The 13,462-nt window shown below is 69.8% G+C and carries 18 protein-coding genes and 1 pseudogene; 9 read left to right on the forward strand and 10 right to left on the reverse strand.

The window, feature by feature from the left end; genetic code table 11:
- Both AB0J58_RS37125 and AB0J58_RS37130 read right to left on the reverse strand, forming a co-directional pair.
- Positions 1 to 212 (reverse strand): annotated as a pseudogene (locus tag AB0J58_RS37125) (short-chain dehydrogenase); the annotation flags it as partial.
- A gap of 22 nt (positions 213 to 234) precedes the next feature.
- Entirely contained in the window at positions 235 to 372 is a 138-nt protein-coding gene (locus AB0J58_RS37130) for a hypothetical protein (RefSeq protein ID WP_364224667.1), read from the reverse strand.
- Between the two features lie 117 nt (positions 373 to 489).
- Here AB0J58_RS37130 and AB0J58_RS37135 point away from each other — a divergent pair, with 117 nt between their 5' ends.
- The gene (locus tag AB0J58_RS37135; RefSeq protein ID WP_364224669.1) at positions 490 to 636 is read left to right on the forward strand and encodes a hypothetical protein; all 147 of its coding nucleotides are present in this window, start codon (positions 490 to 492) and stop codon (positions 634 to 636) included.
- A gap of 229 nt (positions 637 to 865) precedes the next feature.
- Here AB0J58_RS37135 and AB0J58_RS37140 read toward each other — a convergent pair whose 3' ends face one another.
- From AB0J58_RS37140 to AB0J58_RS37150, 3 genes are read right to left on the reverse strand one after another with little or no spacing between them, the layout of a single operon-like run.
- Positions 866 to 1,486 carry a dihydrofolate reductase family protein gene (locus AB0J58_RS37140; protein ID WP_364224671.1) on the reverse strand — a complete coding sequence of 207 codons (621 nt, stop codon included), beginning with the start codon at positions 1,484 to 1,486 and terminating at the stop codon, positions 866 to 868.
- The gene (locus tag AB0J58_RS37145) at positions 1,486 to 1,992 is read right to left on the reverse strand and encodes an SRPBCC family protein (protein WP_364224673.1); all 507 of its coding nucleotides are present in this window, start codon (positions 1,990 to 1,992) and stop codon (positions 1,486 to 1,488) included. The genes AB0J58_RS37140 and AB0J58_RS37145 overlap by 1 nt, the downstream gene beginning before the upstream one ends.
- Complete coding sequence (locus AB0J58_RS37150; RefSeq protein WP_364224675.1) at positions 1,992 to 2,339, reverse strand: metalloregulator ArsR/SmtB family transcription factor; 348 nt, start codon at positions 2,337 to 2,339, stop codon at positions 1,992 to 1,994. Before AB0J58_RS37150 ends, AB0J58_RS37145 begins: the two co-directional genes overlap by 1 nt.
- Before the next feature lie 572 nt (positions 2,340 to 2,911).
- Between AB0J58_RS37150 and AB0J58_RS37155 the strand changes: the two genes are divergently transcribed.
- From AB0J58_RS37155 to AB0J58_RS37165, 3 genes are all read left to right on the forward strand, one after another.
- Positions 2,912 to 3,460 carry a GNAT family N-acetyltransferase gene (locus AB0J58_RS37155; RefSeq protein WP_364224677.1) on the forward strand — a complete coding sequence of 183 codons (549 nt, stop codon included), beginning with the start codon at positions 2,912 to 2,914 and terminating at the stop codon, positions 3,458 to 3,460.
- A gap of 75 nt (positions 3,461 to 3,535) precedes the next feature.
- A complete protein-coding gene (locus tag AB0J58_RS37160) occupies positions 3,536 to 4,345 on the forward strand; it encodes an S-methyl-5'-thioadenosine phosphorylase (protein WP_364224679.1) in 810 nt (269 codons plus the stop codon).
- A gap of 292 nt (positions 4,346 to 4,637) precedes the next feature.
- Positions 4,638 to 5,252 (forward strand): RcpC/CpaB family pilus assembly protein, encoded by a 615-nt coding sequence (locus AB0J58_RS37165; RefSeq protein WP_364224681.1) that lies wholly within the window; start codon positions 4,638 to 4,640, stop codon positions 5,250 to 5,252.
- Positions 5,253 to 5,419: 167 nt separating this feature from the next.
- On the opposite strand, the gene AB0J58_RS37170 is transcribed toward AB0J58_RS37165, so the two are convergent.
- Positions 5,420 to 5,740, reverse strand: coding sequence for a hypothetical protein (locus AB0J58_RS37170; RefSeq protein WP_364224683.1), 321 nt, complete (start codon positions 5,738 to 5,740; stop codon positions 5,420 to 5,422).
- On the reverse strand, positions 5,737 to 6,042 hold the full coding sequence (locus AB0J58_RS37175; RefSeq protein WP_364224685.1) for a hypothetical protein: 306 nt from the start codon (positions 6,040 to 6,042) through the stop codon (positions 5,737 to 5,739). The genes AB0J58_RS37170 and AB0J58_RS37175 overlap by 4 nt, the downstream gene beginning before the upstream one ends.
- Positions 6,043 to 6,808: 766 nt before the next feature.
- Between AB0J58_RS37175 and AB0J58_RS37180 the strand changes: the two genes are divergently transcribed.
- Complete coding sequence (locus tag AB0J58_RS37180; protein ID WP_364224687.1) at positions 6,809 to 7,087, forward strand: winged helix-turn-helix domain-containing protein; 279 nt, start codon at positions 6,809 to 6,811, stop codon at positions 7,085 to 7,087.
- Between the two features lie 190 nt (positions 7,088 to 7,277).
- Complete coding sequence (locus tag AB0J58_RS37185) at positions 7,278 to 7,475, forward strand: DUF397 domain-containing protein (protein ID WP_364224689.1); 198 nt, start codon at positions 7,278 to 7,280, stop codon at positions 7,473 to 7,475.
- A gap of 82 nt (positions 7,476 to 7,557) precedes the next feature.
- Here the strand turns inward: AB0J58_RS37185 and AB0J58_RS37190 are convergent, their stop codons facing one another.
- Positions 7,558 to 8,130, reverse strand: coding sequence for a helix-turn-helix domain-containing protein (locus AB0J58_RS37190; RefSeq protein WP_364224691.1), 573 nt, complete (start codon positions 8,128 to 8,130; stop codon positions 7,558 to 7,560).
- 179 nt (positions 8,131 to 8,309) lie between these two features.
- Between AB0J58_RS37190 and AB0J58_RS37195 the strand changes: the two genes are divergently transcribed.
- Complete coding sequence (locus AB0J58_RS37195; RefSeq protein WP_364224693.1) at positions 8,310 to 8,672, forward strand: ester cyclase; 363 nt, start codon at positions 8,310 to 8,312, stop codon at positions 8,670 to 8,672.
- A gap of 216 nt (positions 8,673 to 8,888) precedes the next feature.
- On the opposite strand, the gene AB0J58_RS37200 is transcribed toward AB0J58_RS37195, so the two are convergent.
- Positions 8,889 to 10,022, reverse strand: coding sequence for an ATP-binding protein (locus AB0J58_RS37200; protein WP_364224695.1), 1,134 nt, complete (start codon positions 10,020 to 10,022; stop codon positions 8,889 to 8,891).
- Position 10,023: 1 nt separating this feature from the next.
- A complete protein-coding gene (locus AB0J58_RS37205) occupies positions 10,024 to 10,677 on the reverse strand; it encodes a response regulator transcription factor (protein ID WP_364224697.1) in 654 nt (217 codons plus the stop codon).
- A gap of 118 nt (positions 10,678 to 10,795) precedes the next feature.
- Here AB0J58_RS37205 and AB0J58_RS37210 point away from each other — a divergent pair, with 118 nt between their 5' ends.
- Positions 10,796 to 11,623, forward strand: coding sequence for an ABC transporter ATP-binding protein (locus AB0J58_RS37210; protein ID WP_364224699.1), 828 nt, complete (start codon positions 10,796 to 10,798; stop codon positions 11,621 to 11,623).
- Positions 11,624 to 11,628: 5 nt separating this feature from the next.
- Positions 11,629 to 13,434: an FtsX-like permease family protein gene (locus AB0J58_RS37215; RefSeq protein WP_364224701.1), complete on the forward strand. Its 1,806-nt coding sequence runs from the start codon at positions 11,629 to 11,631 to the stop codon at positions 13,432 to 13,434.
- Positions 13,435 to 13,462 lie beyond the last annotated feature (28 nt).

Consider the following 13,462-nt stretch of genomic DNA (forward strand, 5'->3'; position numbering starts at 1 on the left):
TTGCCGAGTTCGTCGGCGAGCTTGTCGGCCTCGCCGGCCGCGGGGGTGATGTGGGCCCATTCGGCGTCCGCGGGAGCGGGGCCGTCCTGGGCCAGGTAGTGGATCACCACGCGCGCGCCCTGCGCGGCGAACGCGCGGCTGATCGCCGCCCCGATGTTCCCGGCTCCTCCGGTGACCAGGACATTCTGGTGGGCTAGGCGAGTATTGATCATGATGTCTCCTTCACGCGCTTTCTCAGCCGGTGATCGCGGGGCAGATGAGCGCAGCCGCGCATCGGTGTCGATGGACGACCGCCGCCAGGTCCAGGGCGGCCCGCGAGCAGAAGCGGAAGCCGCCCTCCGCCGAGACGACGGTGAACGGCGTGCAAGGCAAGCCGGAGAGCGCGGCAAGGCACGCAAAGCGATGAACACGAAAGACCTGATCTGCTGGGACACTTCACCCCGCAGGGCTGGACGCCTCGTGCGCGGGGGTGGGCAAGATCAGGAACGCATGCTCCCATCATTCCGCAACACCGGCATCGGCCGTGCGCCACGGTACGCATGGCGGGACGGGAAGCTGCTGGTCGAGTCGGCTCCCAGCGTCGTCGCCGAACCGGTCCGCCGGATCGAACAGATCACGTCCACCATCGACAGCTGACAGGTGCCGGCCGTCTCCTCGGTGGACCACCTCACCGCAGAGGCCGGCCGGGCCGTTTTCGCGGAGAACTACGCGGCATAACGTCGCCGAATACGGCGAGCTCGCGTAGTCACGGGGAAGCTACCTGGCGGCTGGGACATGTTCGGGAGCGGGGAGGGCCCTGACGCTCAGCGCGTCGAGGATCTCACCGCGCTGCCGACCTCGGCGGGGAGCGCTGAGGTCGAGACAGTTACCGCTCCCGGACTGCGTAGGTCAGGTGGGTCACCCGCTGCGTCGGCTCCGCGCGGATCTGCTCCAGGGCCACGCGGCCCGCGTCCACGCCCTCGAACAGGCGGATTCCGGAGCCGAACAGCACGGGTGAGAGCGCGATCGAGAACTCGTCGATCAGGCCGGCGTTCACGTACTCCAGGATCGTCGCGCCGCCGCCCGAGATGCGGACGTCGCGGTCGCCGGCGGCCTCGCGGGCCTGGTCGAGCGCGGTCTCGATGCCGTCGTTGACGAAGTGGAAGGTGGTCCCACCCGGCCGCTCCCAGGGGTCACGCTTCTCGTGCGTCACGACGAACACCGGCGTGTGGAACGGCGCCTCCTCCGGCCACATCTGCTCGCCGGCGTCGAACATGCGCTTGCCCATCACGCTCGCGCCGGTGCGCTCGAACGTCTCCCGCACGATGTCGTTGTCGCGCCCTTCCTCGCCGCCCCCGCCGAGTTTCAGGTTCTCCCGGAAGAACCGCTGTGGGAAGATCCACTGCTGCAGTTCCATCCACTGCCGCCCCATCAAATCCCCGAGGGACTCGGGTGCGATGAAGCCGTCCAGCGACATCGACACGCTGAAGAACACCTTCCCGCCCATCAGCCCTCAGCGCCCTTCCGAACGATCTCGGTGACGTAGGCAGCCAGGTTGCTCAGGGTCTGTCGGCCGCCCTCGATCGCGTGGTATTTCTCGACCGCTTCGTCGCGCAACTCCTTGGTGGGGAACACCGTGCGCATCTCGATCCGGGTCGCCGCCCCGTCGGGCGCGAACGCGAGGACCGACTCGAAGGCGTTCGGGTCGCCGCGGTATTCGCCGTGCAGCAGCGCGATCCCCTCCGGCGGGACGATCTCGGTCCAGGTGATCCACTCCCGGTAGTCCGTCCCGTCCGGCCCGTGCATCACGAAGTCCCACTCCCCGCCGACGTGGAACTCGAAGGACCGCGTGGTGGTGGTGAACCCCTCCGGCCCCCACCACCGCGACAGGTGCCGCACCTCGGTGAACGCCTCGAACACCAGCTCCCGTGGGGCGTCGATGACCCGGGAGATCACAATCTCGCGGTCGGCCGTCGCGGACTGCGCCGGCGCCCTTTGTCCCGTCTCGCTCATCAGTTACTTCCTTCCTGTCTTGCCTGCTTGAGGTCCTGCACGTAGGCGTCCAGCCGGTCGAAGCTCTCGTTCCAGAACCGCTCGAACCCGCCGGTCCACTCGTGGACCGGTCGCAGCCCGCGGGCGTCCAGGCCGTACAGGCGCTGTTTGCCTGCCTTGCGGTCCCGCACCAGCCCGACCTCCCGGAGCACCCGCAGGTGTTTGGACGCCTGCGGCTGGGTCATCCCCAGCTCCTGGGCCAACTCGGTCACCGGCCGCTCACCCGCCCGCAGCAGTACCAGGATCTCCCGGCGCTGCGGCTCGGCGATCGCGTTGAAGACGTCCGACGTCGTCGCTGCTCGTGCCATGGCCGTCATCATATGCCGATATCGGCATGCGTCAATCCAGGGGAATCAGGCGGGTCTTGTCAGATGACGATCGTGACCCTTGTCAGCGGCTGCGGAGACGTTCCCAGTCGCCGTCCAGCAGCCGTCGCTTGACACCACAACATGCTCGGATGTCTGGGGACACATTTGGGAGCAGAGGGCCGGCCGGGAAGATGACGATCGCGCCCTGGAACAGCCCCTTCCTGCCGTACTGGTCGCCGAGCTTTCCCCAGAGCGGCGTCGAGACCGTCGACGCCGACATGTAGGCGGTGACCATCCATGGCGTCCCCGCCCGACATCCCATCGATCCCGACAACGGTGATCGGACGATTACTCAGGCCTATCACAGGCCGTTGTCCGATTCCCCCGGAGTCCTGCCCGTCGCCCTGGGCTGTGTCCCGTGGATCGGGTGACCGCGGTGGACATCCGCTGTCCGACGCCGGCCACTGCCGGCGCCGCCGCGCCGTGGATGCCGATCCAGAGGACAAGACCGTGCCGGGGTCATACCGGAAAACCCATGGCGACTTTCCGACGACAAGTCCGACAATCACGCAATGGATCCTGTCACCCTGACCACGCAGCGCCTCTTGCTGCGTCCCCTCGAATCCCTCGACGCCGAGGCCCTCTTCCTCGCCTGTCAGGACCCCGAAATACAGCGCTGGACCGGGATCCCCTCACCGTACGAACGTCAGCACGCCGAGTACTTCCTGCGGCAGCTGGTACCGGAGGGCTGGCGGAAGCAGACCATGTTCCACTTCGCCGTGGAACCCCGCTCCGGCGGACCCCTGCTGGCCTCGGTCAACGTGCACAATCACACCGGCACCTGGGAGATCGGCTACTGGACGGCGCGGGAGCATCGGGGCCACGGTTACGCGACCGAGGGAGTACTCGCCATAGCCCGCTGGGCCTTCACCATGCTGGGTGTGCATCGCCTGGAGTGGCGCGCCGAGGCCGGCAACGAGGGTTCGCGCACCGTCGTGGAGAAGGCCGGCTTCGTCTTCGAGGGCGTGCTGCGCGCGGCGATGATGAACCACGGCACCTGGCGGGACGTCTGGATCGGCGCGCTTCTCCCATCCGATCTCGAACCGTCCTCCACCGCATAGCACCCCCAGCCGGGTTATCCACAGGCTGTGCCCCGGGCTCCTCAGCGGCCCGGACGTGGCGCTAATCTCGGCGCCATGGTTACTCGCGCGGACATCGGAGTCATCGGCGGCTCGGGCTTCTACTCACTGCTCGACGACGCCACAGAGATCGAGATCACCACACCGTACGGGCCGCCGAGCGACGTGGTCACCGTCGGCCACATCGGGTCGCGCTCGGTCGCGTTCCTGCCCCGCCACGGCCGCGACCACCGCTTCCCTCCGCACCTCATCCCCTACCGGGCGAACCTGTGGGCGCTGCGCTCCCTCGGCGTGCGCCAGGTCCTCGCCCCCAGCGCGGTCGGCTCGCTGCGCCCCGAGATCGGCCCCGGCGCCCTGGTCGTCCCCGACCAGCTCATCGACCGCACCGCCGGCCGCGTACAGACCTACTACGACCAGGGCGGCGTCGTCCACGTCGCCTTCGCCGACCCCTACTGCCCCGCGGGCCGGGCGGCGGCGGTCGCCGGCGCGCGCTCCTCGGAGTGGGAGGTGTCCGACGGCGGCACCCTGGTGGTCATCCAGGGCCCGCGCTTCTCGACCCGCGCGGAGTCCCGCTGGTTCAGCGGCAACGGCTGGTCGATCGTCGGCATGACCGGCTTCCCCGAGGCCATCCTCGCCCGCGAGCTGGCCCTCTGCTACACCTCGATCTCCCTGGTCACCGACCACGACGCCGGGGTCGAGGCGGGTGAGGGGGTCACCCACGAGGAGGTCCTCGCCTTCTTCGCCACCAACGTCACCCGGATGCGCTCCCTGATCACCGACGTCGTAGCCGCCCTCCCCGAAGACCGCACCTGCCCCTGCCCCACCGCCCTCGACGGCCTCAAGCTCCCCTTCGACCTTCCTGACTGAGCCCATGCCTTGCCGGAGAGGTCCTTCGGCGAGGGAGACCACCCGGCCCACAACACCGCTCCCCCCTTCTCCTCCCAATGACATCGCTCTTTGGAATTTCGGAGAGCCTCGGCCCCCCAGACCGAACCCGTACCCGGGGAAGGGTCGTTCCCCGGGAAACATCACCTCGGCGATCGCCGGTTTCGCGGGGATCGCCGGCCCGCCACCCGGCGGGAGTCGTCCCTGTCCCGCCACCCGGCGGGCATCCCGTCACGGGCACCGCGCCGCCCGGCTCCCATCCATGGAGTCAGCCATGCGCGCCCTGCGCCGCCTCCTCGGCCGCCGTCACCGCCTGCTCGCCGCCCTCGTCGCCGCCCTGGCGATGGGATGCGCCCTGCTGGCCCTACGCCCGGACACCGCCTCGGTGATCGTCCTGACCGCCGCCAGGGATCTCCCCGGCGGCGTGCTGAACGGGACCGACCTGACACCGGCGGCCCTGAGGCCCGACACGGTCCCCGACGGCGCGCTGAGGCCCGGTACGCCGTTCGCCGGAAAGATCCTGGCCGCTCCCGTACGACGCGGCGAGCCGCTGACCGACGTCCGCCTGCTCGGCCCCGGCCTGCTGTCCGCCCACGGCCCCGGAACGGTCGCCACCCCGGTCCGCGTCGCGGACCCCGAGACCGCGCGCCTGCTCTCGCCGGGTGACGTGGTGGACGTGCTCGCCGCCGCCACCTCGACGTGGGACGGCACCACCCCCGCTCCCGCGACAATCGTGGCCGAGGACGTCACGGTCCTGGCCACCCCGCGCGAGAAGTCCGAGCGAGGCGCCCTCGTCGTGCTGGCCACCACCTCGGCCCAGGCGACCGAACTGGCCTCCGCCCAGGCGGGCGGACGGCTCTCCGTCACGATCGGCGTCCCCGCGAGGTGATTCCGTCGTTGGTCATCGGGTGCTCCTGTCTGGCGGACGCGGACGGACCGGATGAGCACGCCCGCCCGCGTCACGCGCCGTACGGACGCCTTGTCGCGCCCGCGCGGTGCGTTGACGACGGCACGGCGGCCCAGGCCTGGGAAGGGGACCGCCGTGCCTGCTCGTGCTCAGAAGTGGCCGAGACCGGCCGAGGTGGAGGTGAGTGCCCAGCGGTGCAGCAGCGCGGTCGTCTCGGCCTCGCGCATCTGCGCCTTCAGCCCCTCGACGGTGCGGTCGCAGAGGAGCAGCGGTTCGGGGGTGGGCCAGGTGGCGATGGCGTGGAAGAGACGGCTGCCGGTGCCGTAGAGCACGGCCCAGCCGGGCCAGGTGATCTCCAGCATCGCCGCCTCGGCACGGGCCTCGTGATCCCAGGTGTAGCGCGGCACGGGAGGGGCGGCCAGGCCGTCGCGGTGGCGTCCGCGGGTACGGGCCGGTCGTCGCCGGATCATGAGATCACCTGCCCAGCCTGCTCCTGCGCCTTCTGCTCGACGGCCCCCCGCTGCTCGACGGCCCCCCGCTGCTCGACGGCCCCCCGCTGCTCGACGGCCTCCCGCGCGATGGTCTCCTGTCGGTCGGTCTCGGCGCGCAGGGCGTCGAGGCTGTCGGCGTCGACCGTCCGTTCGGCCCCGGCGTGGAAGGCGGCCAGGGGGAAGGGGGCCTCCCGGCTCGCCCACAGCCGTCCGGCGTCGCTGAGAATCAGTCGCCAGCCGGGGATGGCCGGTTCGGGTGTGCTGGATCTAACATCATCCATTGATTGGACCTCCATCCGATCAAGGGCCCGTCCGGACGTTGGTAGCGGAGGACGGGCCCACTTCATGGGGCAGGGCAGGACACGGAGGGGTGTGCCGTACGGGCCGGGCGGCCGGTACGGAGACGGGATGACCGCTACGCGACGCAGAGCGCAGGCGGTCGTTCGCCCGAGACGGGGCATGCAGCGATACCTGCCCCCGAGGTGGGGCGGTCTGGTGCGGGCGGACCTGGCCAGGGGCGCCGTGCGACGACGGCAGGGCGCCCGCCGGGGCGGCGATACCGGTACGGCGGGCTCGGCAGACCGCTGAGCGGGTGCCGGCGGGATCACTTCGGCCGAGATCGTGAGAGCAGGCGACTCGAAGCAGGACAAGGAGCGGTCCCCGGTACGGCGAGCCTCCAGTCGCGTGGCCATCAGAACGCCGGATGGCTGCGCGTACTCATGATCGACGGACCGGTCTGGACAGCCGTGCGCGTAGGGGGCATGCCCGCAGGCGGCACACCCCATCGGCCTCGGCGGCTCGTCGACGAAGCAGTCGCAGCCGTTCGCCGTGGTCCGATCAAGGGCCGGATCACTAGGGTTACTCACGGATCAGGACTCACTTCCTGGTCAGGGGCCCGTCCAGACGTTTACACCGTCGGGCGAGCCCGTCTTTTAGAAAGGGACATCTCGCGAGCAAGGCATGCCTACGCGTGTCCATGCGTGCCTAGGCATGTCTAGGCACGTCTGGGATCGCCTAGGCATGCCAACAACGAATACGGTCACTAACATGATCGATTTCGAACCTGGCCGACCTAAGTGGGAGCAGGTCGCAGAGACGTTCGAGCAGCGCATCCACAGCGGCGAGTGGCCACCTGGACACAAGGTCCCAAGCATCGTGGCGATCATGGGCGACTATGCCGTCGGGAACAACACCGCTCGTCACGTCCTCCGCCACCTGCGCGATCTGGGCCTCGTCAAGCTCGTTCCCAGCCTTGGAACCTTCGTGTTGCCACCCGGACACACCAGGCAGAACAATCCCGGAGACTCGCGGACCACGAAGCCGTAACGGAGCCCCAACAGCCCCAACCAACTCGATCCGCAAGGCAGAGCAGTGATCCAGTGTCATAATGATCTCACTCAGAGTAGTGATTCTGGGCCATCATGCGCCCGCACCGCGCACTACGGCAAGCGTTCCTCATATATTTCTGCCTCCTCCGCGCATTGTCGCCGCAACCTGAAGCGCGGAGGATGCCAAGATGCCGGACCTGACACCTACTCCCGCGTGGCGCAAATCCACCCTTAGCGACGGCGGCAACGGCTGCGTCGAGGTGGCCACCAACCTGCCGGGCGTCGTCGCCGTCCGCGACAGCAAGGACCCGTCGGGCCCTGTACTGACCTTCTCCCCAACGACCTGGCACAACTTCCTCTCAGGCATCCGCAGCGGAGAAATCTGACCTGACGTCGGGTACCGCGCGGCTGGAACCGGTGAGAAAACCGTCCGATCGCGCGGAGGCTCGTGCCAGGGGTGGAACCTTGTTATCGGGGTTGGGGCCGTAGTCCGTCGAGGATGATCTGGGCGATGTGTGCGGAGCGTTCGTGGCTGGTGTCCGCGTCGGCGTGTCGGATCGCGGCGAAGGCGCCGGCGACGATCGCCATCACCTCGTCGACTGTCACGTCGTGGCGTACGACGCCGGCGCGATGGGCGCGATCGAGCAGGTGTGCGACCTGGTGCGTGAGGTCGGCAGCGGCGTCCGGAGCGGCGTTGCGCAGGTCGAACTCGGCGGCCGCGAGCGCGCTCTTCACCGCTGCGTTCTCCGCGCCTGAGGCCATCATCCGGGACAGCAGCGTGAACAGGGCGGCCGGATCGTCGGTACCGGTGAGCGTTTCTCCCTCAGTGACCAACTGCCTGATCTGGTCGATCGCGACGGCGAGGTACAGCGCTTCCTTGGTGGGGAAGTGCCGGTGGACGGTGCCGGGACCGACACCCGCACGGCGGGCGATCTCGTCGAGCGAGATGCCGAGGCCTTGTGAGGCGAACAACTGCTGCGCGGTCCGCAATACCTGCTCACGATTGCGGCGCGCGTCGGCCCGTAGCTCCCGGTCGTTCACGGGAGCCGTCGGCGGCTCGGCTGGAGTGTGTTTAGGCGTTCGACTGGACATCTCACGCCTAGCTTAACCGGGGCGCCGCCCCGTATGCTGCCCACACATAAACGGGGCGAAGCCCCGCTTATGTGGTCGCGTCGTTTCGCCATGAGGCAGGCCCCACCGAACACGAGGAGGTCCCTTCGATGACCACACGCGAGGAAGCCAGCGCCCTGGTGCTGCGGATGCAGGAATGCTTTAACACCCGGCAGTTCGACCAGGCCGCCGATCTGTTCACCCCTGACTTCCTTAACCACCCGCTTGGCGCCACCGGGTTCGAAACGGGCAAGGAGGCCTGGGTCCAGGTCGTTGCCCAGTTCCCGGCCATGCGCGTTGTCGCCGACGACATCCTGATCGACGGCGACAAGGTTGTCATCCGCTCATCGGTTGAGGGGATGGCGGCCCCGGGTAGCGACGTCCGGCCCGTGCTCATCGAGATCTTCCGTATTGACAACGGCCGACTCGCGGAGACCTGGGGCGTCACCGAGGGCCCGGACCCACGTCACTGAGGCCCCGCGGTCTCGCAAGTTCCTCCGGCAGATCAGCCCCGCCACGCTGACGCTACCCACATCAGAATCCGGCGGTGCCGGATGAAGGCGGGCACGGCCAATAGGCTTACGGGGCTCAATGCGGCCGAAGAGGCTTGGGTGTGGTGTTGTTCGCCACTTATCGCCCAGCGACGGCCGGTTCCTCGGTTGGAGACAGGCCGGCCGAGGTGGTCGGCTTCACCGGTCCGGTGTGATCGTGGGGAACGCGATGTCGACGGCGAGGCCACCGCCGGGGCGGGCGACGGCGGTGAGATCCGCCCTGTGGGCTCGCGCGATCGCACGCACGATCGACAGCCCGAGACCGTGATGGCCGTCGTCGGCGATACGACGCAGCCGCTGGAACGGCTCGAACAGCCGGTCGACCTGGTCGGGTGGGATGACCTGGCCAGTGTTCGCCACGGACAGGACGATCCGCCCGGTCTCGTGGCGTACGCCGATCTCGACGGTGCCGCCGGGCACGTTGTAATGGATCGCGTTGTCGTAGAGGTTGGCCAGCAGACGGGCGAGCAGCACCTGGTCGCCCGGTATCCGTACCGGGCGGAGCGTACTCCGCACCCGCAGGCCGCGCCGCTTCACGTCCGGTGCCCGGTCCTGGAGTGTCTTCTCGATCAGGCCGGTGAGGTCCACCGGCTCGTCCCGGCTGTGGGCGTCCTCGCTGCCCGACAGGGTGAGCAGCGACTCCAGCAACCGTCCCCGCTGGTCGGTGATGGCCAGCAGCCGCTCGAAGTTGGCCCGGAACGACTCCAGGCTGGCCGCGGGGTCGATCAGCGGCTCCTCCAGCAGCGCGCGTTCGACCGTCAACGGCGTCCGCAGTTCGTGGGCGGCGTTGGCGACGAACCGCTTGTTCGTTTCGAGAGTGGTCTCCAGCCGACCGAGCAGCCCGTCCACCGTGTCCGCGAGGTCTTTCAGCTCGTTGCGACGGCCGGGCAGGGACAGCCGCTCGTGCACGTTGCGTTCGGAGATCCGGTGCAGGCGTTCGGTCATGGTCAGCACCGGACGCAGCACTCGGCCGGCGATCAGCCAGCCCAGCAGCAGTGAGAACACCGCCATGATCGCCAGCGCGATGCCGGGCAGGACCAGCATCTCCGTAGAAAGACGGACGCGGAGTGCGATTCCGCCGTCGCCCGCCCCGGGCAGGCCCCGGTACGGCAACAGTGGTGCGGACGGCCCGGTCAGCGGCCGCACCAGGCCCGGGCTCAGGCTGCGGGCCAGGGCGTACATGATGAACAGCAGAACGGCGCTGGAGACCACCGAAACCAGGCAGTACAGCAGCGTCAGCCGGAGTCGGAGAGGGTGCCGGCCGAACCGCACGTCAGATCCGGTAGCCGGCTCGGGGGACGGTCTCGATGACCGGTGGGTCGCCGAGCTTGGCACGCAGCCTGTTCATCGTGGCTTTCACCGTGGTGGTGAACGGATCGGCGGCCTCGTCCCAGACCCGGTCGAGCAGTTCCTCGGCCGACACCACCCGGCTGCCGCAGCCCAGCAGGTACTCCAGCACGGCGAACTCCTTCGGGCTCAACGACAGGCGCCCCCCGGCCCGGGTAGCGGTCCGCTGTGCCGGGTCCAGCCGCAGGTCGCCGTGGACCAGGACAGGTGGCGAGGCGGGCCGGGAGCGCCGGCTCACCGCCCGGATCCGGGCCACCAGTTCGGCATAGGCGAACGGCTTGGGCAGGTAGTCGTCGGCCCCCAGACTCAGCCCTTCCACCCGCTCGGCCAGCGTGCCCGAGGCGGTCAGCATGAGCACCCGGGTCAGCGTTCCGCGGTTGATCAGGGCCCGGCACACGTCGTCACCGTGCACCACGGGAAGATCCCGGTCCAGGACTACGACGTCGTACTCGACCACCGTGGCCCGATCCAACGCCGACCCACCGTCGTAGGCGACGTCGACGGCCATCCCTTCCCGCCGCAGTACCCGGGCCACCGAGTTCGCCAGGTCGGGTTGGTCTTCGACCACGAGCACCCGCATCACCACACCTCCACGTGAACGTCGGCTGTCCCGGTCCGAGGCTAACCGCGCGCCCGTCACAGCCCGGTCACAGCTGCGCGGACCGTGCCGTGACCGGCCGCCGCGTAGAACTCGTCCGGTGACAGCACATGTCGAGGACGCCCGGCGCGTCACCGTCATCGGGGCGTTCCCGCCGGCTCGAAGCATGAAGGAGTGGATCGTGAGCGACGCCGCCGACACACCCGTGCTGAGCGTCCGCGGGTTGCGGAAGGAGCACGGCAGAGGGGAAGGATCGGTGCGTGCCGTAGACGGGGTCGATCTCGACGTCGGCGCGGGAGAGACGGTGGCGTTCATGGGGCCCAGCGGCTGCGGCAAGTCCACGTTGCTGCACCTGCTCGGCGGGCTGGACCGGCCCTCGGGCGGCGAGGTGTCGCTGAACGGCCGGCGCATCGACAACATCAGCGAGAAGGCCCTGGCCAGGATGCGGCGGACCGATGTCAGCTACGTCTTCCAGTCCTTCCACCTGATGGAGGAGCTCACCGCCGTCGAGAACGTCGAACTGCCGGCGCTGCTCGCCGGACGCTCGCCACGGGCCGCCCGGCGGCGGGCGGAGGAGCTGCTGGATCAGCTCGGGCTCGCCGACCGGTCGCGCTTCCTGCCCTCCGCGCTCTCCGGCGGCCAGCGGCAGCGGGTCGCGGTCGCCCGGGCGCTGAGCAACGAGCCGCTGGTCGTCCTCGCCGACGAACCGACCGGAAACCTGGACAGCGCCGCCACCCTGGACGTCCTCCAGCTCTTTGAGGACCTGCACGAGTCCGGGCAGACCCTGGTCATCGTCACGCACGACGCACGGATCGCGGCCACCGCGGACCGGATGTTCTCGATGCGCGACGGCGCGCTCGTGGATGAGACCCGGCTGCCCGGTGGCACCACCGGGCAGTTCGGCGCACTCGTCGGGCTGGAGGACTGACCGGAATGGGCCGCATCCTCCTCGTGCTCCGCCTGGCACTGCGTGACCTCCGGCGGCGTCGCACCGAGGCCGTGCTTCTGCTGATCGCCATCCTGGCCGCCACCACGACGCTGACGCTCGGGCTCGTCCTGCGCGACGCGGCCGCCGACCCGTACGAGAGCACCCGGGCGGCGACCAAGGGACCCGACGTGGTCGCTCACGTCGGCCAGGCCGCCGGCCTCGGGAAACTGGCCACCGCCGCCGGTGTCACCGAGCACAGCGGACCGTACCCCGTCATCGCGGGGAAGCTCAAGGCGTCCGGCCGGACGTCGGACGTGCAGGTCGAAGGGCGCGACGCCACTGTCGCGGCGGTCGATCAGCCCAAGGTGACGCGGGGCGGCTGGGTCAGCGACGGCGGCGTGGTGTTCGAGGCCGCCTTCGCCGACTCGCTCGACGTGGGCGTCGGCGACTCGGTCACCCTGGGCGGTAGGTCGTTCAAGGTCGTCGGTGTCGCGGTCACCGCCGCCATGCCGCCCTATCCCGGGGCGTCCTGCGTCGTCTCCACCGGCTGCGTCAACGGCGCCATCCCCGACGACCGGGACCTGCCGGCGGGGTTGTTGCACAATCCCGGGCTGGTCTGGCTCACCCAGGCGGATGTGCGGAGCCTCGCCTCGGACCGAAGCTCCCTGTCCTACGTGATGAACCTGAAGCTGGCCGACCCGGACGAAGCCCAGGCATTCGTCGACCGGACCGGCGGCGCCATGTCGATGCAGACCTGGGGGAGCATCCTCGCCGACGCCACCGACCTGGCCCGGGACTCCCAGATCCTGCTGCTGATCGGCGCCTGGCTGCTCGGCCTGCTCGCCGTGGCTAGTCTCTCGGTGCTGGTCGGCGGCCGGATGGCCGACCAGACCCGACGCGTCGGACTCCTCAAGGCGGTCGGCGGCACCCCGAGCCTGGTCGCCGCCGTGTTGCTCGCGGAGTATCTCCTGGTGGCCGTCGTCGCGGCCGCGGCCGGGTTGACGATCGGAGCGCTGACCGCTCCGTTGCTCACCGAGTCCAGTACCGGCCTCGTCGGCAGCGCGGGGACGGCGTCGTTGACCTGGTCCACGATCGGTCTGGTGACCACCGTGGCACTCGGCGTCGCGGTGGTGGCGACCGCTGTTCCGGCCGTGCGCGCGGCCCGCTCCAGCACCGTCGGCGCGCTGGCCGACGCGGCACGCCCACCCCGCCGCACCGGTTGGCTGATCGCTCTCTCGGCGCGGCTGCCCGTTCCGCTGCTGCTCGCTCTGCGGGTCGCCGCCCGCCGGCCGCGACGGGTGGCGCTGGGTGTGGTCAGCATCGCGGTCACGGTCAGCGGGATCTACGTCCTCCTGGTGCTCAACGCCTTCCTCGGCGACCAGCCGAGCACCGGCGCGTACACCGAGGCTCAGGTGGCGGTGCTGCGGCACGTACTCCTGGTCTGGACGGTCATCCTGCTCTCCCTGGCGGCGGTCAACGCCATCGTCATCACCTGGGCGACGGTGCTCGACAACCGGCACGCGTCGGCGCTGGCGCGCGCCCTCGGCGCCACCCCGCAGGAGATGACCGTCGCCCTGGCGGCCGCGCAGGTGCTGCCCGCGCTCGTCGGTGCCTTCCTGGGTGTCTTCCCGGGAGGCTGGGCGCTGTTCGCCGCCATCAACGCGATCACCGGCGGCGACAGCGACAAGGCCACGCTTCCGGCGCCCTGGCAGCTGATCGGCCTGGTGCCGGCGACCGTGCTGGCGGTGGCGGCGCTCAGCGCCGTTCCCGCCCGCCTCGGCGGCCGCCGCCCCGTGACCGCGACTCTCTGAGCCGAGCCCATGGCCTGGCCAACGGGTC

It is taken from the genome of Streptosporangium sp. NPDC049644 (assembly GCF_040675205.1).
GTDB lineage: Bacteria > Actinomycetota > Actinomycetes > Streptosporangiales > Streptosporangiaceae > Streptosporangium > Streptosporangium fukuiense.

Excerpts from the sequence above, each read along its gene's own strand:
- AB0J58_RS37135 (WP_364224669.1), top strand. The coding sequence starts at position 490 with ATGCTCCCATCATTCCGCAACACCGGCATCGGCCGTGCGCCACGGTAC.
- AB0J58_RS37140 (WP_364224671.1), bottom strand. The coding sequence starts at position 1,486 with ATGGGCGGGAAGGTGTTCTTCAGCGTGTCGATGTCGCTGGACGGCTTC.
- AB0J58_RS37145 (WP_364224673.1), bottom strand. The coding sequence starts at position 1,992 with ATGAGCGAGACGGGACAAAGGGCGCCGGCGCAGTCCGCGACGGCCGAC.
- AB0J58_RS37150 (WP_364224675.1), bottom strand. The coding sequence starts at position 2,339 with ATGGCACGAGCAGCGACGACGTCGGACGTCTTCAACGCGATCGCCGAG.
- AB0J58_RS37155 (WP_364224677.1), top strand. The coding sequence starts at position 2,912 with ATGGATCCTGTCACCCTGACCACGCAGCGCCTCTTGCTGCGTCCCCTC.
- AB0J58_RS37160 (WP_364224679.1), top strand. The coding sequence starts at position 3,536 with ATGGTTACTCGCGCGGACATCGGAGTCATCGGCGGCTCGGGCTTCTAC.
- AB0J58_RS37165 (WP_364224681.1), top strand. The coding sequence starts at position 4,638 with ATGCGCGCCCTGCGCCGCCTCCTCGGCCGCCGTCACCGCCTGCTCGCC.
- AB0J58_RS37170 (WP_364224683.1), bottom strand. The coding sequence starts at position 5,740 with ATGATCCGGCGACGACCGGCCCGTACCCGCGGACGCCACCGCGACGGC.
- AB0J58_RS37175 (WP_364224685.1), bottom strand. The coding sequence starts at position 6,042 with ATGGATGATGTTAGATCCAGCACACCCGAACCGGCCATCCCCGGCTGG.
- AB0J58_RS37180 (WP_364224687.1), top strand. The coding sequence starts at position 6,809 with ATGATCGATTTCGAACCTGGCCGACCTAAGTGGGAGCAGGTCGCAGAG.
- AB0J58_RS37185 (WP_364224689.1), top strand. The coding sequence starts at position 7,278 with ATGCCGGACCTGACACCTACTCCCGCGTGGCGCAAATCCACCCTTAGC.
- AB0J58_RS37195 (WP_364224693.1), top strand. The coding sequence starts at position 8,310 with ATGACCACACGCGAGGAAGCCAGCGCCCTGGTGCTGCGGATGCAGGAA.
- AB0J58_RS37205 (WP_364224697.1), bottom strand. The coding sequence starts at position 10,677 with ATGCGGGTGCTCGTGGTCGAAGACCAACCCGACCTGGCGAACTCGGTG.
- AB0J58_RS37215 (WP_364224701.1), top strand. The coding sequence starts at position 11,629 with ATGGGCCGCATCCTCCTCGTGCTCCGCCTGGCACTGCGTGACCTCCGG.